Genomic DNA, 24,142 nt, shown 5'->3' with positions numbered 1-24,142 from the left:
ACAGGTTGATGCAAATGGGTAAGGTCTATCTGATCGGCGCGGGACCGGGTGCTGCGGACCTGATTACGGTACGCGGCGCGCGGCTGCTCGGCGCCGCCGATGTCGTGCTGCACGACGCGCTGGTCGAGCCGGCGATGCTCGACTACGCGCCCGCGCGCGCGAAGCGCATTGCGGTCGGCAAGCGCTGCGGCCAGTTGTCGACCGCGCAGCAGTTCATCAACAAGCAGATCGTCGATGCGGCTTTGGAGCACGGCGTGGTCGTGCGTTTGAAGGGCGGCGATCCGATGCTGTTCGGCCGCGCCGACGAAGAGATGCGCGCGCTCGAAGCCGCTGGCATCGAGTATGAAGTCGTGCCGGGCATCACCGCCGCGCTGGCGAGCGCGGCCACGCTGAAGCGCTCGCTGACGCTGCGCGGCGTGTCGCGCAGCGTCGCGCTTGCGACGTTCAGCCGCGCGCCGGGCTCCGACGAGATCCGCGAACAGGTCAACGCCGATTCACTGGTGTTCTACATGGGCCGCGATAGCGGCGTCGAGATCGCGCGGCAACTGATCGATGCAGGCAAGCCCGCGAGCACGCCCGTTGCGATCGTCGAGGCTTGCAGCACGCCGCGCGAACGCATGCTGACGCTGACGCTCGACGAACTCGCGGCGGGCGCGGCGCAGCGCTGGGTCGATGCGTCGCAGCCGAGTCTGCTGATGATCGGTGAGGCGTTCGCGGCGCGGCAAGCCGAGGCTGAACGCCCGGCGAACGGGATGCGGGTCGCGGCCTGAGAGGCCTGAGAGCGGCGCACCCGGGCAAGGAAACGACAAAAATCAGACTTGCCGCAAGCAATACTGCGCGAGCGCATCCAGCACCGATTCATCTTCACCCGCCGCCACCGCGCAGCGCATCTCGACGCCGGGATGGGCTGCGCGGCATTGATCGATGATCTCCGGCAAATCCTTGCGGACATGTCCGCCTTGCCCGAAGAATACCGGCACCACGGTGATCGCATCGCAGCCCTGCGTGACGAGTTGCGCGACGGCCGTCGGCAGGTCGGGCTCCATCAGTTCGAGAAACGCGAGCGAGACCGCCTGAGCGTCGCCTGTCGCCGCGCGCGCGGCGCGCAGCTTGTCGGCGAGCCGCTCGAACGGCTCGCGCCAGCGCGCATCGCGAGCGCCGTGGCCAAATAGAATCAGTCCGTGCATAGCCATCGCGTCAGCTCCTGACGATGCGCCCACCGCCGCTTTAGTGCCGGTCGACCCACTTCAATCCGACGAGTCCCAGCACCAGGTACACGAGCCCCGGCGTCGCCGCCGTCAACGGCGCGGGCCACGTATTGAGCGTGCCGATATGCGAGAACAGCGTGTTGAACAGCTGGAAGCTCATGCCGAGCATGATGCCGCCGAACACCTTCATGCCGACCACGCCCGCGCGCGTATGCAGATACGCAAACGGCAGTGACAGCACCAGCATCACGAACACCGCGAACGGATAGAGCAACTTGCGCCACAGCGCGATTTCATAGCGCTGCGTGTCCTGATGGTTCTCGGTCAGATGCTGGATATAGCGGAACAGGTTGAACATCGACATCCGGTCGGGCGACACCAGCAGCACTGAAAGGATCTGCGGCGTCAGCTCGGAGCGCAGCGAGTACTCGGGCAGCGTGACCTGCTTCGCGCGGTACACGGGATTGAGCGCATCGGCCGGCGTGCCCGGAGCGGGGGGCACGTCGATCAGTTGCGTATCCGTCACGCCGGTCAGCAGCCAGTGGCCCGGCGGCTGATAGCGGCCGCTCTGCGCGATGCGCACGTTCGAGAGGCGGAACTTCGAATCGAACTCGTAGATGCGCACGTTGCTGATCGTCGCGTCGGGTCTCAGTTCGCCGACGTTGACGAAGCGCGTGACCTGCTCGCCATCGGCGCGCTCGGTGAGCGTGTCCTTGACCCACACGCCCGACTGGAAGTTGGTCGACACCGACGAGCCGAGCGCCTCGAGCCGTACGCGCTCGGACAGCTGATCCGTGTATGGGCCGACCACTTCGCCGATCAGATACGTGACGATCACGAGCGGGATGCCGATCTTCAGCAGCGAGCGCAGCGACTGGTTCGTCGCGAGGCCTGACACGCGGAAGATCGTGTATTCGGAGTTCGCCGCCATCTGTGCGAACACGTAGATCGCGCTGATCAGCGCCGCCACCGGAATGATTTCGTAGAAACGCGACGGCGTTTGCAGCGCGACGCGCAGCACCGCGTACTGGAACTTGTAGTTGCCGTGACCGACCGTGTTCAGCTCGTTGATCAGGTCGAAAAAGAAGAACAGACCTGAAAACGCAAACAGGATGAAAACGAACGTGAGATAAATCTGACGCGCGAAATATCTTTCATAAATGCGCATCGGTCAGGCTCCCTGCGAACGGCTGAACATGGCACGCGTAAATAGCGGCCGGTTGCGCACGCGCATCCAGAAGATGAACGCGACGATCCCGAGCACGATCACGTGCAGGATCACGAGCCCGACGCCGAACGACATCTTGCCCTGCTCGATCCATGACTGCACGACGTTCAGCAGATTCGAATAGGTGAGGTAGATCAGCACGGCCATCACGAGGTTGATGGTGCGGCCGCGCCGCGGATTCTGATGCGCGAGCGGAATCGCGAGCAGCATGAGGTTGATCGCGATCAGCGGAAGGCCGGCACGCCACGCGAATTCGGCGAGGTTCTCGTTGGTCGGATTGCGCAGCAGCGTGAGCGTCGGCAAGCCGGTGGTGGTCGGCGTATTGACGACCGGCTGGCTCTGGATCTTCACGCCGTAGCGCTCGAACTCCATGATCCGGAAATCGGGGTGGCCCGGCTCGCCGTCGTAGCGGCGGCCGTTTTCCAGCACGACGAAGCGGTCGCCGTTCTTGTGGGTCTCGACGTGGCCGTTCCTCGACACGACGACGTTGACCTTGCCGCCCTCGGTGCTCGTCACGAACACGTTCTCGACACGCCCCTGGTCGGGCGACATCTTCTCGATGAAGAACACGCGATGGGTGGTCGGCGATTCACGGAACTGCCCCGGCGCGAGCAGCGAGACTTCATCGCGCTGCTGGAAGCGCGCGCGGATCAGCTTGCTTTGCTGGTTCGACCACGGCCAGCCGACGAACACGAAGAACATGATCAGAATGATGATCGGCGTGGCGAAAATGCCGATCGGCTTGATGAATTGCGTAAGGCTCACGCCCGAGGACAGCCACACGACCATCTCGGAGTCCTTGTACCAGCGCGTGAGCACGAACAGGATCGACACGAACAGCGTCGCGACGAGCATGATGGCCAGATAGCCGATCACGGTGAGGCCGATCAGGACCAGCACGTCGCGCGGATCGACCTCACCCGACGCCGCGAAGCCGACGATGCGGATCATCATCGTCGTCAGCACGAGCGTGAGGAGAACCATGAACACGGCGCCAGCCGTGTACGCGAGTTCGCGCTGGAGGGAGCGTTCGAAGATCATTATTGATGACGAGAGGGGGCGCTCACGATGACGCGCGGGTTCGGTCCCGTCACGCCTCCGGTGCAGCCGCCGCGGGAAAAATAGCGGATAATTGCGGCTTTCATCCTAAGCCCAGATTTTATCCGAGGACAAGCGCGATGGACTTTAGCATAAAAGCCTGTGATTGGACCAAAGGCTCGACGAACGGTTTCCTGACGGGGAAATCCGATTGCATCGTGATTGGCGTGTTCGAGTCGCAAACGCTCTCGGGCGCCGCACTGGAGATCGACGGGGCCACCAAGGGCCTGCTCACGCGCGTCATCAAGGCAGGCGACATGGACGGCAAAGCCGGTACCACGCTGTTCCTGCATGAAGTCCAGGGCATCGGCGCATCCCGCGTGCTGCTGGTTGGCCTCGGCAAACAGGACGCTTTCAACCAGAAAGCTTACGGCGAGGCGGTCCGCGCCGCATGGCGCGCGCTGCTCGGCACGAAGGTCGTGCAGGTCACGTTCACGCTCGCACAGCTGCCGGTGCTCGAGCGCACGGCCGATTGGTGCGTACGCGCCGCGATCCTCGCGCTGCGCGAGCTGACGTACCGCTTCACGCAGATGAAGAGCAAGCCGGACAACACGCCGCGGGCGCTCAAGCGCGTCGTGTTCAGCGTCAACAGCGGCGACGAGAAGGCCGCCAAGCTCGCCGTGAAGCAGGGTGCCGCGCTTGCGAACGGCATGGACCTGACGCGCGAGCTCGGCAACCTGCCGAGCAACGTTTGCACGCCGACCTATCTCGCGAACACTGCGAAGAAGCTCGCGAAAGACTGGAAGCTGAAGGTCGAGGTGCTCGGCGAGAAGCAGTGCGAAGCGCTGAAGATGGGCTCGTTTCTGTCGGTCACCGCGGGCGCGGTCGAGCCGGCGCAGTTCATCGTCCTGCAGTACCAGGGCGGCGCCGCGAAGGCCGCGCCGGTCGTGCTGGTCGGCAAGGGCGTCACGTTCGACACGGGCGGCATCTCGCTGAAGCCGGGCGAGAGCATGGACGAGATGAAGTACGACATGTGCGGCGCGGGCTCGGTGCTCGGCACGTTGCGCGCGGTCGCCGAGATGGGCCTGAAGATCAACGTGGTCGGCATCATTCCGGCCGTCGAAAACATGCCGTCGGGCACGGCCACGAAGCCGGGCGACATCGTCACCAGCATGAAGGGGCTCACGATCGAAGTGCTGAACACCGACGCCGAGGGCCGCCTCATTCTGTGCGACGCTTTGACCTACGCCGAGCGCTTCAAGCCGGCCGCGGTGATCGACATCGCGACGCTGACGGGCGCCTGCATCATCGCGCTCGGCCACCACAACAGCGGCCTGTTCTCGAAGGACGACGCGCTCGCGGGCGAGCTGCTCGACGCGTCGCGTGAAGCGGCCGACCCGGCATGGCGTCTGCCGCTCGACGACGAATACCAGGACCAGCTGAAGTCGAACTTCGCGGACCTCGCGAACATCGGCGGACGTCCGGCGGGCAGCGTGACGGCCGCGTGCTTCCTGTCGCGCTTCACGGACTCGTACCCGTGGGCGCATCTCGACATTGCGGGTACCGCGTGGAAGAGCGGCGCGGCGAAGGGCGCGACCGGCCGTCCGGTGCCGCTGCTCACGCAGTTCCTGATCGATCGCGCCGGGCAATGACGCAGTGCAGTAAGCGTGCGCGCCGCGCGTGGCGCGCAGGGCGGAGCGGCCGATGACGAGAATCGACTTTCATTCGAACGTCGGCGATTCGCTGTTGTACGCATGCCGTCTCGCGCGCAAGGCGTATCTGGCGGGCCAGCCGCTCGTGGTGCTGGCCGAGCCCGCGCGTCTGCGCGCCTTCGACGAAATGCTGTGGACCTTCGCGCCGCTCGAGTTCGTGCCGCACTGCATGGCGGGCACGCCGCTTGCCGCCGACACGCCCGTCGTGCTGACCACGAATCTCGACGACGTGCCGCACCATCAGGTGTTGCTCAATCTCGGCGCGGCGGTGCCGGCGCAGTTCGCGCGCTTCGAGCGATTGCTCGAAGTAGTCGGTAACGCCCAGGAGGAACTCGCTGCGGGCCGCGAGCGCTATCGCTTCTACCGCGATCGCGGCTATGCTTTGAACAACTACAAGCAGGGCGGCTAGCTTCGTTGCGCGGCGCGTCGGGGCCGGCGACGGCCGACGTCGTTCGGGGAACGCCGCATGCAGACCGCCTGCTTTTGCTTCGACTCAAACACGGAGAGCGCACGTGTCCGATCCCCACGATGATTCAATTCCGGTCCTGAACGAGATCCTCGTGCCGGGCCGCGCGCGCGAGGCATCGGGCGATGCCACCGCGCCCGCCCGCCAGCCGGGCTCCGAGCCCGCAAGCGCAGGCGCGGCGCCGCGCGAGCCTGCGTTCCATACGGAGCCCGCGGTCGCGCCGCCGCCCGCTCACCAGACCGAACCGACCTTGACGCCTGAGCCGGTGCATGCGCCGCAGCCGCGGCCAACGCATGAACCTGCGCCGGCGGCCGAGCATGCGCCTGTCGCCCAGGCCGGGCTTTATCGGCCGCACGTGGCCGATCACACGCACGCGAGAAGGTACGCGCGTCCGCATCAGGGCATTCACGCGCGACATGCGCATGACGGCGTGCATGAGGAGATGGAAGTCTCGCCCGGCGTGTTCGATCGTATCGAGCCCTTCATTCCGCTCGAAGCCGGCGCGACCGTGCCGCCGGATCTCGCTCAGGAAGTCACGCACGAAGCCGCTCCCGCGCAGCCCGCACTCGATGCCGACGCGATCGCCCAACGTCTGCACGGACGCTTCCAGCGTTTTCTGACGGGCGAAGGGCGCGGCATCATCGAGGCGCGCTGCCGCGATGCAGTGCAGCAACACACGGGTCTGCTCGTGAGTCAGATCACGCGGGAAGTCGCGCAAACGCTCGAAGCCGAAATGACCGAGTGGGTGCGTGACGCGGTGGAAGAAGAGCTCGCGCGGCGCTCACGTTGATGACGCGAGTTGCCGGCCGCTATCGCGCGAGGCGCGGCCGTCATCGCCGACACAAGATGTTCGTTATTTGAGCGTCAACACCCAGGCCGCCAGCGTGGCCGCCTGATCGGGCGTGAGTTGGGTGTTCGCGGGCATCGGCACGGTGCCCCACACGCCGGTACCGCCTTCGAGAATCTTGCGCTTCAGATAGGTCGCGGCGCCGTCGCGCCCCGCATAGCGGGCAGCGACATCGTGCAGCGCGGGTCCCATGATCGGGCGGTTGACGGAGTGGCAGCTCATGCAGTTCTTCTGCTGGGCAAGCGCGAGGCCGGCTGCTTCGGCATGGGCTGCGGGACTGGCGACGCTCAATGCGGCGGCGAGCGCAACAATGGCTGCTACGGCTGCGTACGACATCGATTTCATTTTGGTCTCCGCCAGTGCAGATGCCCGGCTCGTGGTGCACGCATTATAAGAGCAAAGGGGCGCACGGTTTCCCGGGCGCCCCTTTGGCGTTTTTGCGCAGCGCAGAGGCGGGCTGGCCGCTGAGACCGAGATCAGCCCGTCACCGCTCCCCGGTTCGCCGGCTGGGCGAGCGTGAAATACTTCGCCATCACGCCGCGTGTGTAGCGCGGCTTCGGAGCCTGCCACGCGGCGCGGCGGCGCCGTAGCTCGGCATCGTCGACATTCAGTTGCAGCAGCAGCTGGTGCGCGTCGATCGTGATCGAATCGCCTTCCTGCACGAGCGCGATCGTGCCGCCGACGAACGCTTCCGGCGCGACGTGCCCGACCACCATGCCCCATGTGCCGCCCGAGAAGCGGCCGTCGGTGATGAGCCCGACCGATTCGCCGAGCCCCTTGCCGATGATCGCCGAGGTCGGCGCGAGCATCTCCGGCATGCCGGGGCCGCCCTTCGGGCCCAGGTAGCGCAGCACGACGACGTCGCCGGCGACGATCCTGTCGGCGAGGATCGCGTCGAGCGCGCTCTGCTCGTCGTCGAACACGCGCGCCGGACCCGTGATGACCGGGTTCTTCAGCCCCGTGATCTTGGCGACTGCGCCGTCTTCGGCGAGATTGCCCTTCAGGATCGCGAGATGGCCTTCGGCGTAGAGCGCCCGGTCGATGGGGAAGATCACCTGCTGATCGCCGCGGGGTTTGCTGGGCATGTCCTTCAGCTCCTCGGCGATCGTCCTGCCCGTGATCGTCATGCAATCGCCGTGCAGAAGCCCAGCGTCGAGCAGGATCTTCAGCACCTGCGGGATGCCGCCCGCCTTGTGCAGATCGGTTGCCACATACTGGCCCGACGGCTTCAGGTTGCAGATCACCGGCACCTTCTTGCGCATGCGCTCGAAGTCCTCGATCGTCCATTCGACCTCGGCCGCGTGTGCGATCGCCAGATAGTGCAGCACCGCGTTGGTCGAGCCGCCGGTCGCCATGATCAAGGCGACCGCGTTTTCGATCGACCGCTTCGTGATGATGTCGCGCGGCTTCAGATCCTTCTTGACCGCCTCGACGAGCACGCGCGCCGACTCCGCGGCCGAGTCGACCTTCTCCTCGTCGGGGTTCGCCATGGTCGACGAATACATGAGGGACATGCCGAGCGCCTCGAACGACGAGCTCATCGTGTTGGCGGTGTACATGCCGCCGCACGAACCGGTCGACGGACACGCGTTCTTCTCGATGCCCTCGAAATCTTCCTGCGACATGCGGCCGGCCGTGAATTCGCCGACCGCTTCGAACGACGACACGATCGTCAGATCGGTGCCCTTCCAGTTGCCGGGACGGATCGTGCCGCCGTACACGTAGATGCCCGGCACGTTCATGCGCGCGAGGCCGATCATGCCGCCTGGCATGTTTTTGTCGCAGCCGCCGATCACGACCACGCCGTCCATCCATTGGCCCTGCACGCAGGTCTCGATGCAGTCGGCGATCACTTCGCGCGACACGAGCGAGTACTTCATGCCCTCGGTGCCCATCGACATGCCGTCCGAGATCGTGGGAGTGCCAAAGGTCTGCGGGTTCGCGTCGGCGCGCCTGATCGCCGTGACGGCCGCGTCGGCGAGACGCTGCAGACCGGCGTTGCACGGCGTGATCGTCGAGTGGCCGTTGGCGACGCCGATCATCGGTTTGTCGAAATCTTCCTTCTGGTAGCCGAGCGCGTAGTACATCGAGCGATTCGGTGAACGCGCGATGCCTTGCGTGATGTTCTTCGAACGACGGTTGTAGGCCATGGGGAGCTCCCGGTCTGGCGGTTCTGACGGACGCGCGCCGTGGCTTTGCGCGCGCATTCGTTCAGTGTAGTTCCGTCGCGCTTCGCGAGAAGGCGGTTTTGCCCGGTGCGGGTCGTGTGTATTATTCGCCGCTGTTCAAGTCGTAAAATGTATTAATCATGCTGCCGACGATCCCCGACCTGCGCCAGTTGCGCTACTTCGTCACCGTCGCCGAGGAAAAGCACTTCGGGCGCGCGGCCGCGCGTCTGTCGATGACGCAGCCGCCGCTGTCGCAGGCCATTCGCGCGCTCGAGGAGACGCTTGGCGTCGAGCTGTTCGCGCGCACCAAGCGCTCGGTCGAGCTGACGGCGGTCGGCGCCGATTTGCTGCCCGAGGTGCAGAGGCTGCTCGCCGCCGCCGAAGGGCTGAAGCCGCTTGCGCAGAGCCTGGCGCGCGGCGAGGCGGGCGTGCTGTCGCTGGCCTTCGTGTCGACCGCGGATTACGGCCTGCTGCCGCCCCTGCTGCGTGATTTCGGCGCGCGGCATCCGCGCGTGCGGCTCGAACTGACCGAGGCGACCAGCGACGTGCAGATCGAGGAACTGGTGGCCGGTCGTATCGACGCGGGTCTCGTGATCGCGCCTGTGCCGCCGCGGCACGCGGCGCAACTGTCGTGGCTGCCGATCGCGCGCGAGCCGCTCGTGATCGCCATGTCGACGGAAATGGCTCAGCGGGTGCAGGCCGGCTTGAACGCCAGCGCCAACGGCAAGGGTAAAGGCACGGGCAAGGGCAAGCGCAGCGGCGACGAAAACGCTCACGCCGAGTGGCTCGACACCCCCGTCAGCCTGCGCGATCTCGCCGACGCGCCGCTCGTGGTATTCCCAAGACGTCTCGCGCCAGGCTTTTATGACATCATTATGGATTGCTACGGCGTCGCTGGCCTCGCGCCTCGGATCGGCCAGGAGGCGATCCAGATGCAGACCATCGTCAGTCTCGTGTCGGCCGGCATGGGCGTCGCACTGGTGCCGCAATCGTTACGCAACCTGCGCCGCACGGGTGTCGTGTACCGGCCGCTGTCGGAGTCGGTGCCCGCGATCGAGACCGGTCTCGTGTGGCGTACCGACGAAGTCACTCCGGTGCTGGCGGGCTTTATCGATATCGTGCGCGCGCATGCGGCGAGCGTCGCGTCGCGTGAGTAGATCGCGCTTCTGATTCCCTGTAAGAACTGCTTCCGAACTTGAACTGCCCATAATTACACGATGCTCATTCACCCCAATTTCGACCCCGTCGCCATTCATCTGGGGCCGCTCGCCGTGCGCTGGTATGGCCTGATGTACCTCGTGGCGTTCGTCGCGGCGATCGTCGTCGCCCGGCTGCGGCTGCGGCTGCCGTATGTCGCCGCGCAAGGCTGGACCGCGAAGGATATCGACGACATGCTGTTCTACGGCGTGCTGGGCACGATCCTCGGCGGACGGCTCGGCTACGTGCTGTTCTACAAGGCGAGTTTCTATTTCGCGCATCCGCTCGACATCTTCAAGGTGTGGGAGGGCGGCATGTCGTTTCACGGCGGCTTTCTCGGCGTGACGCTCGCGATGGTCCTGTTCGCGTATCAGCGCAAGCGCTCCTGGCTGCAAGTCACCGACTTCGTCGCGCCGATGGTCCCCACAGGCCTCGCGGCCGGGCGCCTCGGCAACTTCATCAACGGCGAGCTGTGGGGCCGCGTGACGGATCCGGCCGCGCCGTGGGCGATGCTGTTCCCGGGCGCCGCGCCCGACGACGCCGCATGGCTCGCCGCGCATCCGCAACTGGCCGCGCAATGGCATCTGAACGAAGTGTTCGCGCAATATCACATGCTGCCGCGGCATCCTTCGGAGCTGTATGAAATCGCGCTCGAAGGCGTGGCGCTGTTCTTCGTGATGATCTTCTTCTCGCGCAAGCCGAAGCCGCTCGGCGCGATTTCCGCGATGTTCCTGATCGGCTACGGCCTCGCGCGCTTCACGGTCGAATTCGCGCGCGAGCCGGACGATTTCCTCGGCCTGCTGGCGATGGGGCTATCAATGGGCCAGTGGCTGTCGCTGCCGATGATCCTCGCGGGCATCGGCCTGATGGTGTGGGCGTATCGCCGGGGCCGTCGCGAGCCGGCGCAGGCGATTGGCGCGAATTGAGCCACGCACGACCCGGTAGCGCAGCAAGCGCTGCATAAAAAAACGCCACGGCATCGAGGGATGCGGTGGCGTTTCCATTTGCGCTTGCGTATTACTTCATCTGCACCGACCCCGACACATTGATCGTCACGGTCGACGTGCCGCCTTCGAGTGGCAGCGGCGCGCCCTTGGCGTCGGCTCCCATCGCGCGCGCGCTCATCATCATCGGACGAGGCATCACGCCGCTGTGACTCACGTTGACCTCGCGAATCGAATAGCCGCTAAAGCCGAACGCCTGGGCGGACGACGCAGCCTGCTCGCGGAACGACCTGATCGCTTCGCCGCTGAGCCTTTGCTCCGCCGCGCGCTGCGCTTCAGGTGACAGCGAGAAGCGCACGTTGCCGACCTGCATGATCGATGCCATTTGCCCGGCGAGCTTCGATGCCGCCGCGAAGTCGCGCGATTGGAGCACGACTTCCGTACGGCCGCGCCACGCCGAGATGCGTCCGTCGCGGTCTGTTGACGGGAAGATCGCGAACGCGCCCGAGCGTGCCGTCACGCCGGCGACGCCGCGCGCTTTCTGCAACGCCGCATCGGCGCGTTCGTTCAGCGTCGACGTCAGGGACGACGGCTCGCTCGCTTCCTGCTCGTAGAACAGCGTGATTTCGACTTCGTCCTGCGGGACTTCCGCGCTCGCCTGCGCATTCAGCGACAGCACGCCCGAAGGCTGCTGCATCATGCTCTGCGCGCGAGCGAGAGGCGGGTTCAGTGCAAGTGCGGCAGGCGCGCCAAAGGCGAGCGCGAGTGCCAGGGCCCGTGCGGTTCTTTTCGTCATGGCTGGACTCCTTGTTTGAACAGATAGTGCACGTTCGACGCGAGCGCCGCGCGCCGACGCGAGGTTTGACGGATGCGCTGGCAATAGGGTTTGGATGCCGTCGAGCAGTTGATCGAGCAATCGGATTGCGGCAACCGATTAGGCGCGCAGGACGGAGGCTTGGTTCCCCAATTAGCGCCTTGCCGCCACACCGGAAATGATGAACTGCGCACGCTCGCAACATGTGCCGCGCCGTGCGTTCGCCGTTAAACCAGCTGTTTAGTGATGAAGCGCCATTCGGCTTCGGTCACCGGCGTGATCGATAGTCGGTTGCCTTTGGCGAGCACGCGCATATTCTGCAACTCGGCATGCTCACGCAATGCGGCAAGCGGAATCAGCGGAATCTTCTTTTTGAACACGACGTCGACGAGCACCCAGCGCGGCGTTTCCTGCGACGACTTCGCATCGTAGTACGGGCTCTTTTTATCGAACTGGGTGGGGTCCGGATAAGCGCTCGACGACACTTCCGCGATGCCCGCAATGCCGGGCTCCGGACAGCTCGAATGATAGAAGAGCACGCCGTCGCCGATCTGCATCACGTCGCGCATGAAGTTGCGGGCCTGATAGTTGCGTACGCCGGTCCACGGCAAGGTGCGATGCGGTGCGTTGGCGAGATCGTCGATGCTTGCCTCGTCCGGTTCGGACTTCATCAGCCAGTAGCGCATGAATCAGAGTGAGCGTGTGAGGTTGAACGAGGCACGGCGACGGCAGGCGCGTGCAGAAAAGCCCCTGAAAAAGGCACTCGAACGAAGAACGACCGACAAAGAAAAACGGCACCGAACCGAAGTCCGGTGCCGTTCCAGATAAGGTCCCCGCCTTAGCCGCTAGGCCGGCATCCTGAACCGAGGGTTCAGAATTGGTCGCAGTTAGCAACACTTCGGGTACATCAGACAGAGTGACGCGCACACCCGTGCTACAAATTTCCGCAACCGTGCACATGGCATTGGTTCAAGGAATATATGACCTTGGCGAACCAGGCAGGGAAGCAAACCACTAAAGCTACGACACACCAACCGTTGAACACGCGACCGGTCCGACACCGGCCTGCTACTGCTTACTGCAAGCTGTACTGTTGAATCACAGTACCTAGCTGTTCGTTCATTTGCTGCATTGTACGCCGGATTTCTTCAGCGGGAAATGCTTCTCCGTGTCGCACGCTGTTTTGCAGCTTGAGCAGTTCCGATGCCAGTGACAGCGCAGCCATCACTGCAATGCGATCGATGCCGCGCATGTTGCTGCTGCTGCGAATCTTCTTCATCTCGGCGTCGACGCGCGCGACCGCTTCGAGCAGTGCGCCTTCCGTTTCCGGTGAGCAGGCGAGACGGTAAGGTACGTCGAGGATCGAGACTTCGATCTGCTTGGTGGTCATGCGTTTTCTCCGTGGCGGCTCACGTCGCTGTCCGCTTCCTCGTGTTCGGGCTGCGCGGACTCGAGCAGATCGAGCTGGTTATCCGGTTCGCTGCTCGCGCGTGCGCGCGGCAATTTCTCGAGAATCGCATTGAGGCGCACTTGAGCATCGTCGATCTTGGCGGACAGCGCGTCGCGTTCCGCCTGCAGCGCATCGCGCTCTTCGCGCACTTGCGCGAGCTCCGCATGTGTGGCTTCGACTTCTGCACGCGTTTGGGCGAGTTGCTCTTCGAGCGCGAGCCGCGCTTCGTGGTGGCGCTGGCTGATCGCAATCAGCTTGCCGATATTCTGTGAGAGTGATTCGAGTTCGGTGAGCATGTGCTGCGTCCTCTAAAGACATCGCATTTTAGCGCGGAATATTACAGGTTCCGACGATTGTCTCGTTTCGAGACGTAACAGCATCGCTTCGTGCGCGTTCGCTCCATCTTATGTCGTCGACCATACGATGAAAAACCAGGCGTCCATCGGACAATAACCCGCATTCAACAGAACGGGTTGCGCGCCGATCGGGCTTTCTTGACGCCCCGCGAGGCCGCTCCTACACTTCCCGCACTCTGGTGCCCGCGACGCTTGTCGGTGCGGCAGTTGAACGGGAAGCTGGGCGCGCACGGTACCAACCGGATGCGCGAACCCGCGCTGCCCCTGCAACGGTAAGCGAGCGCAAGTGCTCATGCAGGTCGCTCCTGGTCGCAAGTTCGAAGTTCAACTTGCGAGTGTGCCACTGCGCGTCACGCGTGGGAAGGCGGGATCGACGTGTCGTAGCGCAGATACCGGCCCGACAACAGAGACGTCCCCCACGAAAACGTTAAACAAGGGGACGCCTCGTGACGCGTCGGCCTGCGAAGAAGCAGGCCGCGCACGTTATCCAAAGGAATGTCGTCCCATGCTGTCCCCCGTCGCGATCGAGACGCCGAGCCCGATGAACGCGAAACGCGCCGCGGCCATCTGGCTCGTGCTCGCGCTCGCCGCCATTGCGGTGCTCGGTGCGTCGCTCGTGCTCGGCAGCGTGCCGCTCGCGCCATCGCGCGTGCTGGGGGCGCTCGTGCCCGCGCACACGTTTGGCGGCGCGGGCAGCGACGATCTCGCCGGTCAGATCGTGCGTACGTTGCGTTTGCCGCGCGCGCTCGCGGGCTTCGCATGTGGCGCTTTGCTCGCGCTGGCCGGCGCGCTGTTGCAGGTGCTGCTGCGCAATCCGCTGGCCGAGCCGTATGTGCTTGGCGTGTCGGGCGGCGCGGCAAGCTTTGCGCTCGTCGCGATGATCGCGGGCGGCGCATGGTGGATCGTCGATGCGAGCGCGTTCGCGGGCGCGCTCATGTCGATCCTGCTGGTGCTCGGTCTTGCGCGTCGCGAACTGTGGCGCGGCGAGCCGCAGGACACGTCGCCGCGTTTGCTGTTGACGGGTGTGGTGATCGCGGCGGGGTGGGGCGCGTTGATCACGCTGCTGCTCAATCTCGCGCCCGACAGCCGTCTGCGCGGCATGCTGTTCTGGCTCACCGGCGACCTCAACGGCGGGGCACTGCCGTGGACCGCGCTGAGCGCGCTCGCGCTCGTATTGCTAGCGATCGTGCCGGCTGCGCCGCGTCTGAACGTGCTGCTGCGCGGCGACGCGGCCGCGCAGGCGTTGGGCGTCGCGGTGATGCCGCTGCGTTTGCGCGTGTATCTGGTCGCGTCGCTCGCTGCGGCCGCGGCGGTGACGACCGCGGGCACGATCGGCTTCGTCGGTCTCGTCGTGCCGCACATGCTACGGCTCGCGTTCGGCAACGATCAGCGCATGCTGCTGCCTGCGGCCGCGCTCGGCGGCGGTGTTGCGGTGATGGGCGCGGATCTGATCGCGCGCACCGTGATCGCACCTGCGCAATTGCCGGTCGGCGTGATTACGTCGCTGGTCGGCGTGCCGGTCTTTCTATGGATGCTGCTCAGGCGCCGCCGATGACTCGATCCCACGACAGCGCCACCTCTTCCGTGCTGAGCGCGCAACGCCTGACGTTGCGCGCCGGCGCGCGCACCTTGCTCGACACGTTCACGCACACGTTCTACGCGGGCGAAATCTGGTGCATCGCCGGGCCGAACGGCGCGGGCAAGACGACTCTGCTGTCGACGCTGGCGGGTTTGTTGCAGCCGGCTTCGGGCCATGTCGAACTCGACGGCGCGCGCGTGGCCGACTGGCAACCGCTACCGCTTGCAAGGCGCCGCGCGCTGATGCCGCAGGGCGCGGCCGACGCATTCAGCGCGAGCGTGCTCGACATCGTGCTGCTGAACTGCTTCCCGCATCTGGGAGGCTGGGGCTGGGAGCGTGACGAGGATCGCGCGGCCGCGCAAGCGGCGCTCGAACGACTCGGTCTCGCGGACTTCGCCGCGCGCGACGTGCTCTCGCTATCGGGGGGCGAGCGTCAGCGCGTCGCGCTCGCGGCCGTGCTGTGCCAGGACGCGCCGCTGCTGTTGCTCGACGAACCGTTGTCCCATCTCGACCTGCATCATCAGGTCGATTGCCTCGAAGCACTCACGGCATGGACGCGCGAACCGCGCCGCAGTGTGCTGTTCTCATGTCACGATCTGAACCTCGCGCGTCGCTTCGCAACGCACGCATTGCTGCTCGACGGCGCGGGCGGCGCGTATGCGGGTCCGGCGCGCGACGTGCTGACGCCCGAGTTGACGAGCCGCGCGTTCGGCTATCCGCTGGTCCTGATTCGCGACGGCGAGCACGAGGCGCTGATTCCAGCGCTGCGCCCGCCTCACAAATTACCTGCCGGTCATGACGCACAGTCAGGCTGATTATTGACTCCTATTTCCTGCTTCGTTCACTCCTATGACTCGTTTCCCACTCCCGGCCGGTTTGCCCAAGGTCGCCCCGCTCGATCAAACTCTGCGAGCCGAACTGCAACGGATCATCGATACGCGCACCAAACCGCCCGGCAGCCTCGGCCGGCTCGAAACGCTCGCGCGGCAGATGGGTTTGATCCAGCACACCACGCGTCCTACCGTACAGCGTCCCGCGATGATCGTTTTCGCGGGCGATCACGGCATCGCCGCCGAAGGCGTGAGCCCGTATCCGCAAGCCGTGACCGCGCAGATGGTCGCGAACTTCCTTGCAGGCGGCGCGGCGATCAACGCGCTGAGCCGCGTCGCGGGTCTCGAACTCGAAGTGGTCAACGCCGGCATCGCGACGCCACTGCCTTCGACGGACGGACTCGTCGACATTCCGCTCGGGCGCGGCACGCGCAACTTCGCGTACGAAGCCGCGATGACGCATGCCGAAGCGCTCGCCGCCATGCAGGCGGGCGCTGCGCGCGTGCGGCATCACGCGGCGCTCGGCACGAACGCGATCGGTTTTGGCGAGATGGGCATTGCGAACACGTCGGCGGCCGCGTGCCTGATGAGCCGCCTGTGCGGCGTGCCGATCGACGACTGCGTCGGCCGCGGCACCGGTCTCGACGACGCCGGGCTCGCGAGGAAGCGCAACGTGCTCGCGTCGGCGCTCGCACGCCATGCCGACGCACGCGAGCCGCTCGACGTACTCGCGACCTTCGGCGGGTTCGAGATCGCGATGATGGCGGGCGCTTTTCTGGCGGCCGCCGAGGCGCGCATGACGATCCTCGTCGATGGCTTCATCGCGACGTCCGCGCTGCTGGTCGCCGATGCGTTCTCGCCCGAGGTGCGCGAGTACTGCGTGTTCGCGCATGCATCGAACGAGGCGGGGCATCGGCGCATGCTCGATCATTTCGGTGCGCAGCCGCTGCTGTCGCTCGACATGCGGCTCGGCGAGGGTACGGGCGCCGCGCTCGCGGTGCCGCTGCTGCGCGCGGCGGCGGCTTTCGTCAACGAGATGGCGAGCTTCGATTCGGCGGGCGTCACGGATCGCGAAGCGTGATGCACATGAGCACGTGCATCGCGAGAACGCGAACCCCGGCCCGTATCGCCGTGAACACGCAGCCGCTCCGTCCATGAACCCGCTCGCCGAACTGCGCTATTTCTTCACTGCGCTCGGTTACTTCACGCGCGTGCCGGTGCCGCGCTGGGTCGGCTTCGAGCCGCATTATCTGAACGCGGCGGCGCGCTATTTTCCGCTCGTCGGCGTGTTGGTGGGCGGCTTCAGCGCGCTCGTCTATCTGATCGCGCTGCGCGTGTTTCCGCCGGGTGTCGCGGTGTTGCTGTCGATGAGCGCGTCGCTCGTCGTGACGGGCGCATTTCACGAGGACGGTCTTGCCGATTGCATCGATGCGTTCGGTGGCGCCTATTCGCGAGACGATGCGCTGCGCATCATGCACGACTCGCGCATCGGTGCCTTCGGCGCCATCGCGCTCATGGTCGCCCTGGCGATCAAGTGGCAAACGCTCGTGGCGTTGCCGCCGCTCTGCGCCGCAAGCCTGATGATTGCGGCGCATGGCGCGAGCCGCGCGTGCGCGATCAGCTACCTGGCCACGCTCGACTACGTGCGCGCGGCAGGCAAGGCGAGGCCCGTCGCGCAGCGTCTGAGCGGGCCGGCGCTGCTGTGCGCCGCGCTGTTCGGGCTGCCGTGGCTGCTGTGGCCCAACGGCCCCGGCGCGCCCGACTGGCGTTTCGCCGCAATCACGTGTGTCGTGCTATTGGCGCTGCGCTTCGCGATCGGCCGTTATCTCGTCAGACGCATCGGCGGCTATACCGGCGACTGTCTCGGCTTCGCGCAGCAGATCTTCGAATTGAGCATCTATCTGGTGGGGCTTGCATGGATATCGTCCTGATTCGACATCCCGCTGTCGCGCTCGATGCGGGTGTCTGTTACGGCCATAGTGATGTCGCGTTGGCGGAAAGCGCCGAGGTATCGTCGAACGCGTTGGCGGTGAAGTTCGCGAACTTGCAGGTGCCGGCGCCGCGTGTGCTGATCACCAGTCCGCTTACGCGCTGCGCCGCGCTCGCGGCCGAGATCGCGAACGACTTCGGCTGCGTGGTCAGCCACGACGAGCGTCTGAAGGAGATGGACTTCGGTGCCTGGGAAGCGCAGCGCTGGGATGCGATCGATCGCGCGTTGCTCGACGACTGGGCCGCCAATTTCGAGCATGCGCGCGCGCATGGCGGCGAGAGCGTCGCGCAATTCGTCGCGCGCGTGCGAGCGTGGTTCGATGCGTTCGCGCAGACGCGCGAGCTGTCGCCCGCCTACGTGGTCACGCACGCGGGCGTGATGCGCGCAATCGCGTCATGGGTGCTGGACGTGCCGCTCGCGCGTTGCCTGCAGTGGTCGCTCGATATGACGGGGATCGTCTGGTTGCGGCGTAACGACGAGACATTGCAGTGGTCACTCGTGCGATGGAATGCGTGACCCGCGAGATCATACGGACAACTGATGGTTTCCTCGCGCGCGAGACCCCTGGTGTTACTGCGCGGGCTGCTTTCTGCGCGAACGCGCGAGTTCGAGGTCTTCGCACAGTTGCCGTGCGCCTTGTGCGATGCGCGGCGCGGGGCGGTTGATCAGATCGCCGTCGATCGCGAACAGGTTGTCATTCGCGACGGCCGCGAGACCCGGCCACGCGCGCCACGCATCGAGTTGCGGCAGCGTGGTGTCGGGCCGCGTCGCGCCGGGCGCGGCGGTGACGATCGCCTCCGGATTCGCGGCGAGCACCGCTTCGGTCGAGACCGTCGGCACGAGCGGCAGCAGGCCCGCGAACACGTTGCGGCCGCCGCATAGCGCGATCACGTCGCTGATCATGTGCTGGCCGTTGAGCGTCATCAGCGGCCGGTCCCAGACCTGGTAAAACACGCTGACGGATGGACGATTCGCGTACCGCGCGCGCAGACGGGCGATGTCGTCGCGATAGGCGGCCGCCGCCGCGTCCGCGCTCGCCGACGTGCCGAGCAGCCGGCCGAGCCGCGTCAGCGACACGGCGACGTCGTCGAGACGGCGCGGCTCGCTGAAAAAGAGCGGCACGTGAAGCTCGCGCAAGCGATCGAGTTGGCGCTGCGCATTGCCATGCCGCCACACCACGATCAGATCGGGTTTCAGTGCAACGATGCGTTCGAGGTCGAGCGACTTGTTGTCGCCGACCCGCGGGAGCTGCTTCGCTTCGGGCGGATAGTCGCTGTACGAGACCGCGCCGACGAGCTTCGGGCCGCCGCCGGCCGCGTACAGCAATTCGGTCACGTGCGGCGCGAGGCTGATCACGCGTTGCGCGGGCGCGGCGAGCGTGACGGTTGCGCCGCTGTCGTCGGTGACGGCGATGGTGGCGAAGCCGCTCAGCGCATGCGCAGCGAGCGATGCGGCGCCGAACCAGTGGATGAAGCGGCGCGCGGGCGTGGCAAAGCGGTTCATCGGGCGAGGGCGGGTCGGGAAGCGTTGAGTGGACTGCGTGTAGAAGAACGCCGCGCTAGCGCGTGCGCGCGGCGTCGAGCGCGCGAACCGCCTCATGCAGCAGTTGTTCGAAGCGGACCCACTCGGCTTCGTCACCCGGCAGCCCGAAGCGTACGCTGGCTGAAGGCACATCGAGCGATGCCGGAAAGAGCCGGCTCCACACGCCGCGCTGCGCGAGCGCTTCGTGCAACGCGGCGGCGCGCGCGTCGTCGGTCCATGCGAACAGCGGCGTGCCGCATGTCGCAAAACCGTGCGCCTGCAATAGCGCGGCAAGCCGCGCGCTCTCGCCGATGAGCCTCGCACGCATCCGCGTTTGCCACGCGGCATCGGCGAGCGCGGCGCTCACTGCATGACGCGCGGGACCACTGACCGTCCACGCGCCCAACCTGTCGCGCAGCGCGGCGAGCAACGCCGGCGCGCCCAGCACGAAACCCGCGCGCACACCCGCAAGCCCGAAGAACTTGCCCGGCGAGCGCAACACGACGAGTCCGTCCAGCTGCGTATGCGGCGCCAGCGACGCGGCCCGCGCGGCCGGCAGCGTATCGGCGAACGCTTCGTCGACGAGCAGGGTGCCGCCGCGCTCACGCAGTTGCGCATGCCAGTGCAGCAGCCTGGCGGCGTCGATATGCGCGGCGGTCGGATTGTTGGGATTGACGATCGCGATGTGCGTGAGCGTGGCGGGCAGCGTGTCGAGTCGCACGTCGAGCGGCGCGACCTCGTGTCCGGCACGCGCGAACGCGGGCGCGTACTCACCGTAGGTAAGCGGTGCGATGCCGACCGTCGCGCGCGGCAGTAGCGCGGGCAGCGCGCGAATCGCCGCCTGGCTGCCGGCGACCGGCAGCACGTGCGCGGCGTCGGGCGCGCCGTAGTAGCGCGCGGCGCGTTCGGCGAATCCGTCGCCTTCATCGGGCAGGCGGCGCCAGACGTCGGCGGGGAGCGGCGGCACCGGATAGCCGTGCGGATTGATGCCGGTCGACAGATCGAGCCACTGCGCGTACGGAATGCCATAGCGTGTCGCCGCTTCGTGCAGGTTGCCGCCGTGCGCGATCGGTCCGCTTGCGGGGTTATCGCGCGCCGGTATGCGGTCGGTCATACGCTCCCCACGCACGTCGTTGCGCTCAGCCATGATGCGGCACGCTCAACAATGCCAGCACGATCAGCACGGCCAGCCAGAGAATCATCGTGCGTTCGACCAGCATCAACGCGGCGCCCACATGCCGCGCCTCGGCGGGATGCCCGAAGCCCAGTGTCGGCCGCTGCTCGAGCGAGCCGTGATACAGCGCCGGTCCGCCGATCAGCACGTTCAGGCTGCCGGCGCCGGCCGCCATCACCGGGCCCGCGTTCGGGCTGTCCCAGCTCGGCGCCTGCTCGCGCCAGCAGCGCCACGCGGTCAGGGTGTCGCCGAGCAGCGCATAGCTCGTGGCGGTCAGGCGGGCGGGAATCCAGTTCAGCAGGTCGTCGATGCGCGCGGCTGCCCAGCCGAAGCGCAGGTAGCGCGGCGTGCGATAACCCCACATCGCGTCGAGCGTGTTGGCGAGGCGAAAGCCTAGCGCGCCCGGTCCGCCTGCGAGCGCGAACCAGAACAGCGCGCCGAAGATCGCATCGTTGCCGTTTTCGAGGGCCGATTCGACCGCTGCGCGCGCGAGCGCGGCTTCATCGGACTGCGCGGTGTCGCGCGAGACGATCCGCGCGGTCAACTCACGCGCGGTGGCGAGATCGTGTTGGCCGAGTGCCCGCGCGATCGGCGCGATGTGATCGCGCAGGCTGCGCGCGCCGAGCGCGAACCACAGCAGCGCGGCGTGCAGCGCGCAGGCCGCGAAAAACGGCAGCACGGCGACGAGCCACCATGCGATCAACACCGGCGGCAACACCGCGAGCGCCCACGCGAACAGCCCTTTGAGCCGTAGACGCCGGTCGTGGTTGAAGCGCGCCTCGATGCGCGCGGCCCAGTTGCCGAAGCCAACGAGCGGATGCGCGCGGTTCGGCTCACCGAACCAGCGATCGACGGCGACGCCCGCGGTCGCGAGCGTAGCGATCAGCGGCATCGTCAGCGGCGGCATTACACGCGGCTCGCGCTTTTCAGCGCGAGGGGCAGACCCGCGACCATCAGCGTGGCCTCGCGGCTCAAAGCGGCGACGCGCTGGTTGAGGCGCCCGAGTTCGTCGACGTAAAGTCGCGTGGCTTCGCCGAGCGGCACGACGCCGAGGCCGATCTCGTTGCTGACGACGATGATCTTGCCGCGCGCGCCGGCGAGCGCCGCTTCGAGCGCCGCGGCCTGCGCGTGGTAGTGCGGCAGCGGCGGTGCCGCGCCCTCGGCGGGGCACAGCAGGTTCGCGAGCCACAGCGTCAGGCAGTCGATCAGCAGACACTGACCGGGCGCGTCGTGCCGCGCGAGCGCGCCCGCGAGATCGTCGTGCGCTTCGACAAGTCCCCAATGCGCGGGCCGCCGTTCGCGGTGATGCGCAATGCGCGCGTTGAATTCGGCGTCGTCGGTGAGGCGGGCGGTGGCGATGTAAGTGACGGGAAGGGCGCTGTCGCTGGCGAGCCGCTCGGCGTGCGCGCTCTTGCCCGAGCGGGCGCCGCCGAGGATGAAGGTGAGGTCGCGGGGAGTCATCGTGTGATTGTACCGGCGCGGTGGGATAATGCCGCTCGATTGCGCCGCCGCCAGGCGCGAGCCGCAAGTGCCGCGCACCCGGCTTTCAGATATCGCCGCTTTCTCCTATCCGAGCGCCTTGCCGTGACCCGAACACCGACTCTCCCCGACACCTTGCCCATGCCGCGCGGCACGCTGATGATCCAGGGCACCACGTCCGATGCGGGCAAGAGCACGCTGGTCGCGGGCCTGTGCCGTCTCGCGCGGCGCGCGGGCGCGCGGGTCGCGCCGTTCAAGCCGCAGAACATGGCATTGAACAGCGCGGTGACGGTCGACGGCGGCGAGATCGGCCGCGCCCAGGCATTGCAGGCGATAGCAGCGGGCATCGACGCCCACACCGATCTGAACCCGGTGCTGCTGAAGCCGACGAGCGATCGCGGCGCGCAGGTGATCATTCACGGCAAGGCGCGCATGAATCTCGACGCGCGCGCGTATCACGACTACAAACCCGTCGCGTTCGAGGCGGTGCTGGAGTCCTACGCGCGGCTGCGCGCGGCGTACGACACGATTTTCGTCGAAGGCGCGGGCAGTCCGGCCGAGATCAATCTGCGCGAGCGCGACATCGCGAACATGGGTTTCGCGGAGGCGGTCGATTGCCCGGTGGTGCTGGTCGCCGACATCGATCGCGGCGGTGTGTTCGCGCACCTGACGGGCACCCTCGCGTGCTTGTCCGACAGCGAGCAGGCGCGGGTGCGCGGCTTCATCATCAACCGCTTTCGCGGCGACCTCAGCCTGCTGCAGCCTGGGCTCGACTGGCTCGAAGCGAAGACCGGCAAGCCGGTGCTCGGCGTCGTGCCCTATCTGCATGGCCTGACACTCGACGCCGAGGACATGCTGCCGCCCGAACTGCGCTCGGCGGCGAGCGGCGCGGCCCGCCGTCTGCTGCGCGTGGTCGTGCCGGCGTTGCCGCACATCAGCAATCACACGGATTTCGACGCATTGCGCGCGCATCCGCAGGTCGATTTTCACTATGTGCGCGCGGGTACCCCGCCACCGGCCGCCGACCTGATCATTCTGCCGGGTTCGAAGAACGTGCCGGGCGACCTCGCCTTTCTGCGCGCGCAGGGCTGGGGCGACGTGCTCGCTCGGCATCTGCGCTACGGCGGCCGCGTGATTGGCATATGCGGCGGCATGCAGATGCTCGGGCGCGAGATTGCGGATCCACATGGCGTCGAGGGCGCGCCGGGCACCTTCGCGGGTTTCGGCTGGCTCGACTATGCGACGGTGCTCACGCGCGACAAGACGCTGAAGAACGTGACCGGGCGCCTCGCGCTGCCCGGCGCGCCGGACGTCGCCGGCTACGAGATCCACATGGGCGAGACGCGCGGGCCGGCACTGGACTCCCCGGCGCTGCGCCTCGACCGCGCCGGAGGGGGCGACGGGGGGGCGGACTGTGGGCGTCCCGATGGCGCGTTGTCCGCCGATGGCCAGATTCTCGCGACCTACGTGCATGGCCTGTTCGACACGCCGGCCGCCTGCGCGGCGCTGCTCGCTTGGGCGGGCTTGAGCGATGCCGAGGCGGTCGACTATCCGGCGTTGCGCGAGGCGTCGCTGGAGCGACTGGCCGATACGCTCGCCGCGCACGTCGATACAGGCAGGCTGTTCGCGGCGGTGGGGTGATGCTTTGCGGCGGTCTTGCTCATCGGGTTGGATGCCATTGCGCCGTGGGCGGTGCGCTTAGTACAACACCATCTGTGTGCAGCGGAACAGTGCAATGGTCTTGCCGTCCGGATCGGTGACCGTCGCATCCCAGACCTGCGTGCTGCGCCCGAGGTGCGCAGCCTTCGCGACCGCGCGTATCGTGCCCTCGGTCGCCGTGCCGAGGAAGTTGCTCTTCAGCTCGACCGTCGTGAAGTTGCGCGCGTTTTCCGGCAGATGTGCAATGCACGCATAGCCGCAGGCGGTGTCGGCGAGGCCGATGACGGTGGCCGCATGCAGGAAGCCGTTCGGCGCGAGCAGTTCCTCGCGCACGGTCAATTCGGCGGTTAGCATGCCTTGGTCCACGCTCAGCACGCGCAGGCCCAGCAGGTCCGGCAGCTTGCCCTTCTGGCGCTCCTGCAAGCGTTCGACGGTGTATTGCGGGCGCAGTTTGCTCATGTGATTCAGGTCCTTGTGGAAGA

Annotated in this window: 26 protein-coding genes, 1 other RNA gene and 1 riboswitch; of the genes, 12 read left to right on the top strand and 15 right to left on the bottom strand. The window is 66.5% G+C overall.

Annotation, left to right across the window (positions count from 1 at the left end):
• The first annotated feature begins 14 nt into the window (after positions 1-14).
• A complete protein-coding gene (cobA, locus tag LJ655_RS04470) occupies positions 15-770 on the top strand; it encodes a uroporphyrinogen-III C-methyltransferase (RefSeq protein WP_230560268.1) in 756 nt (251 codons plus the stop codon).
• Positions 771-812: 42 nt separating this feature from the next.
• On the opposite strand, the gene LJ655_RS04465 is transcribed toward cobA, so the two are convergent.
• Genes LJ655_RS04465 through lptF form a run of 3 tightly spaced genes read right to left on the bottom strand, consistent with a single transcriptional unit; the run spans position 813 to position 3,477 of the window.
• Positions 813-1,193 carry a sirohydrochlorin chelatase gene (locus tag LJ655_RS04465; protein WP_230560049.1) on the bottom strand — a complete coding sequence of 127 codons (381 nt, stop codon included), beginning with the start codon at positions 1,191-1,193 and terminating at the stop codon, positions 813-815.
• Positions 1,194-1,227: 34 nt separating this feature from the next.
• A complete protein-coding gene (gene lptG / locus LJ655_RS04460) occupies positions 1,228-2,376 on the bottom strand; it encodes an LPS export ABC transporter permease LptG (protein WP_230560048.1) in 1,149 nt (382 codons plus the stop codon).
• A 3-nt stretch (positions 2,377-2,379) separates the two neighbouring features.
• A complete protein-coding gene (gene lptF, locus LJ655_RS04455) occupies positions 2,380-3,477 on the bottom strand; it encodes an LPS export ABC transporter permease LptF (protein WP_230560047.1) in 1,098 nt (365 codons plus the stop codon).
• 137 nt (positions 3,478-3,614) lie between these two features.
• Here lptF and LJ655_RS04450 point away from each other — a divergent pair, with 137 nt between their 5' ends.
• The 3 genes from LJ655_RS04450 to LJ655_RS04440 all read left to right on the top strand — a co-directional run bounded on the left by LJ655_RS04450 (position 3,615) and on the right by LJ655_RS04440 (position 6,442).
• On the top strand, positions 3,615-5,126 hold the full coding sequence (locus LJ655_RS04450; RefSeq protein WP_230560046.1) for a leucyl aminopeptidase: 1,512 nt from the start codon (positions 3,615-3,617) through the stop codon (positions 5,124-5,126).
• 52 nt (positions 5,127-5,178) lie between these two features.
• On the top strand, positions 5,179-5,595 hold the full coding sequence (locus tag LJ655_RS04445; RefSeq protein WP_230560045.1) for a DNA polymerase III subunit chi: 417 nt from the start codon (positions 5,179-5,181) through the stop codon (positions 5,593-5,595).
• A 103-nt stretch (positions 5,596-5,698) separates the two neighbouring features.
• On the top strand, positions 5,699-6,442 hold the full coding sequence (locus LJ655_RS04440) for a DUF2486 family protein (protein WP_230560044.1): 744 nt from the start codon (positions 5,699-5,701) through the stop codon (positions 6,440-6,442).
• A gap of 63 nt (positions 6,443-6,505) precedes the next feature.
• On the opposite strand, the gene LJ655_RS04435 is transcribed toward LJ655_RS04440, so the two are convergent.
• Positions 6,506-6,844: a c-type cytochrome gene (locus tag LJ655_RS04435; RefSeq protein WP_230560043.1), complete on the bottom strand. Its 339-nt coding sequence runs from the start codon at positions 6,842-6,844 to the stop codon at positions 6,506-6,508.
• Positions 6,845-6,975: 131 nt separating this feature from the next.
• Positions 6,976-8,649: a dihydroxy-acid dehydratase gene (ilvD, locus tag LJ655_RS04430; protein ID WP_230560042.1), complete on the bottom strand. Its 1,674-nt coding sequence runs from the start codon at positions 8,647-8,649 to the stop codon at positions 6,976-6,978.
• A gap of 158 nt (positions 8,650-8,807) precedes the next feature.
• On the opposite strand from ilvD, the gene LJ655_RS04425 reads away from it, so the two are divergent.
• A complete protein-coding gene (locus LJ655_RS04425) occupies positions 8,808-9,824 on the top strand; it encodes a LysR family transcriptional regulator (RefSeq protein ID WP_230560041.1) in 1,017 nt (338 codons plus the stop codon).
• 60 nt (positions 9,825-9,884) lie between these two features.
• Positions 9,885-10,790 (top strand): prolipoprotein diacylglyceryl transferase, encoded by a 906-nt coding sequence (lgt, locus tag LJ655_RS04420; protein ID WP_230560040.1) that lies wholly within the window; start codon positions 9,885-9,887, stop codon positions 10,788-10,790.
• A 91-nt stretch (positions 10,791-10,881) separates the two neighbouring features.
• On the opposite strand, the gene LJ655_RS04415 is transcribed toward lgt, so the two are convergent.
• The 5 genes from LJ655_RS04415 to LJ655_RS04395 form a co-directional block, all read right to left on the bottom strand.
• Complete coding sequence (locus LJ655_RS04415; protein WP_230560039.1) at positions 10,882-11,604, bottom strand: SIMPL domain-containing protein; 723 nt, start codon at positions 11,602-11,604, stop codon at positions 10,882-10,884.
• A 245-nt stretch (positions 11,605-11,849) separates the two neighbouring features.
• A complete protein-coding gene (locus tag LJ655_RS04410) occupies positions 11,850-12,308 on the bottom strand; it encodes an EVE domain-containing protein (protein ID WP_230560038.1) in 459 nt (152 codons plus the stop codon).
• 140 nt (positions 12,309-12,448) lie between these two features.
• A non-coding RNA gene (gene ssrS, locus LJ655_RS04405) (6S RNA) lies at positions 12,449-12,630 on the bottom strand.
• Between the two features lie 67 nt (positions 12,631-12,697).
• Positions 12,698-13,012 carry a cell division protein ZapA gene (locus LJ655_RS04400; protein ID WP_230560037.1) on the bottom strand — a complete coding sequence of 105 codons (315 nt, stop codon included), beginning with the start codon at positions 13,010-13,012 and terminating at the stop codon, positions 12,698-12,700.
• Positions 13,009-13,368 (bottom strand): ATPase, encoded by a 360-nt coding sequence (locus LJ655_RS04395; protein WP_230560036.1) that lies wholly within the window; start codon positions 13,366-13,368, stop codon positions 13,009-13,011. The genes LJ655_RS04400 and LJ655_RS04395 overlap by 4 nt, the downstream gene beginning before the upstream one ends.
• A 220-nt stretch (positions 13,369-13,588) precedes the next feature.
• Positions 13,589-13,843: riboswitch (cobalamin riboswitch) on the top strand.
• Positions 13,844-13,933: 90 nt separating this feature from the next.
• Here LJ655_RS04395 and LJ655_RS04390 point away from each other — a divergent pair.
• From LJ655_RS04390 to cobC, 5 genes are all read left to right on the top strand, one after another.
• Positions 13,934-14,983 (top strand): FecCD family ABC transporter permease, encoded by a 1,050-nt coding sequence (locus LJ655_RS04390; protein ID WP_230560035.1) that lies wholly within the window; start codon positions 13,934-13,936, stop codon positions 14,981-14,983.
• Positions 14,980-15,822: an ABC transporter ATP-binding protein gene (locus LJ655_RS04385; protein WP_230560034.1), complete on the top strand. Its 843-nt coding sequence runs from the start codon at positions 14,980-14,982 to the stop codon at positions 15,820-15,822. The genes LJ655_RS04390 and LJ655_RS04385 overlap by 4 nt, the downstream gene beginning before the upstream one ends.
• 34 nt (positions 15,823-15,856) lie before the next feature.
• Complete coding sequence (gene cobT / locus LJ655_RS04380; RefSeq protein ID WP_230560033.1) at positions 15,857-16,918, top strand: nicotinate-nucleotide--dimethylbenzimidazole phosphoribosyltransferase; 1,062 nt, start codon at positions 15,857-15,859, stop codon at positions 16,916-16,918.
• A gap of 73 nt (positions 16,919-16,991) precedes the next feature.
• Positions 16,992-17,768: an adenosylcobinamide-GDP ribazoletransferase gene (locus tag LJ655_RS04375; protein ID WP_230560032.1), complete on the top strand. Its 777-nt coding sequence runs from the start codon at positions 16,992-16,994 to the stop codon at positions 17,766-17,768.
• A complete protein-coding gene (gene cobC, locus LJ655_RS04370; RefSeq protein WP_230560031.1) occupies positions 17,753-18,343 on the top strand; it encodes an alpha-ribazole phosphatase in 591 nt (196 codons plus the stop codon). The genes LJ655_RS04375 and cobC overlap by 16 nt, the downstream gene beginning before the upstream one ends.
• 54 nt (positions 18,344-18,397) lie before the next feature.
• Here the strand turns inward: cobC and LJ655_RS04365 are convergent, their stop codons facing one another.
• Genes LJ655_RS04365 through cobU form a run of 4 tightly spaced genes read right to left on the bottom strand, consistent with a single transcriptional unit; the run spans position 18,398 to position 21,983 of the window.
• The gene (locus LJ655_RS04365; RefSeq protein WP_230560030.1) at positions 18,398-19,330 is read right to left on the bottom strand and encodes a cobalamin-binding protein; all 933 of its coding nucleotides are present in this window, start codon (positions 19,328-19,330) and stop codon (positions 18,398-18,400) included.
• A 55-nt stretch (positions 19,331-19,385) separates the two neighbouring features.
• The gene (gene cobD / locus LJ655_RS04360; RefSeq protein ID WP_230560267.1) at positions 19,386-20,462 is read right to left on the bottom strand and encodes a threonine-phosphate decarboxylase CobD; all 1,077 of its coding nucleotides are present in this window, start codon (positions 20,460-20,462) and stop codon (positions 19,386-19,388) included.
• A gap of 25 nt (positions 20,463-20,487) precedes the next feature.
• Positions 20,488-21,429 carry an adenosylcobinamide-phosphate synthase CbiB gene (gene cbiB / locus LJ655_RS04355; protein WP_230560029.1) on the bottom strand — a complete coding sequence of 314 codons (942 nt, stop codon included), beginning with the start codon at positions 21,427-21,429 and terminating at the stop codon, positions 20,488-20,490.
• Entirely contained in the window at positions 21,429-21,983 is a 555-nt protein-coding gene (cobU, locus tag LJ655_RS04350) for a bifunctional adenosylcobinamide kinase/adenosylcobinamide-phosphate guanylyltransferase (protein ID WP_230560028.1), read from the bottom strand. The genes cbiB and cobU overlap by 1 nt, the downstream gene beginning before the upstream one ends.
• 159 nt (positions 21,984-22,142) lie before the next feature.
• Here cobU and LJ655_RS04345 point away from each other — a divergent pair, with 159 nt between their 5' ends.
• Positions 22,143-23,642 carry a cobyric acid synthase gene (locus LJ655_RS04345; protein ID WP_230560266.1) on the top strand — a complete coding sequence of 500 codons (1,500 nt, stop codon included), beginning with the start codon at positions 22,143-22,145 and terminating at the stop codon, positions 23,640-23,642.
• A 57-nt stretch (positions 23,643-23,699) separates the two neighbouring features.
• Here the strand turns inward: LJ655_RS04345 and LJ655_RS04340 are convergent, their stop codons facing one another.
• A complete protein-coding gene (locus LJ655_RS04340) occupies positions 23,700-24,119 on the bottom strand; it encodes a PaaI family thioesterase (RefSeq protein WP_230560027.1) in 420 nt (139 codons plus the stop codon).
• Positions 24,120-24,142 lie beyond the last annotated feature (23 nt).

Origin of the sequence: Paraburkholderia translucens (assembly GCF_020881035.1) — a bacterium.
Lineage (GTDB): Bacteria > Pseudomonadota > Gammaproteobacteria > Burkholderiales > Burkholderiaceae > Paraburkholderia > Paraburkholderia translucens.
Note: the sequence above shows the minus strand (reverse complement) of the source record. Positions and strands in the feature narration are given on the sequence as shown.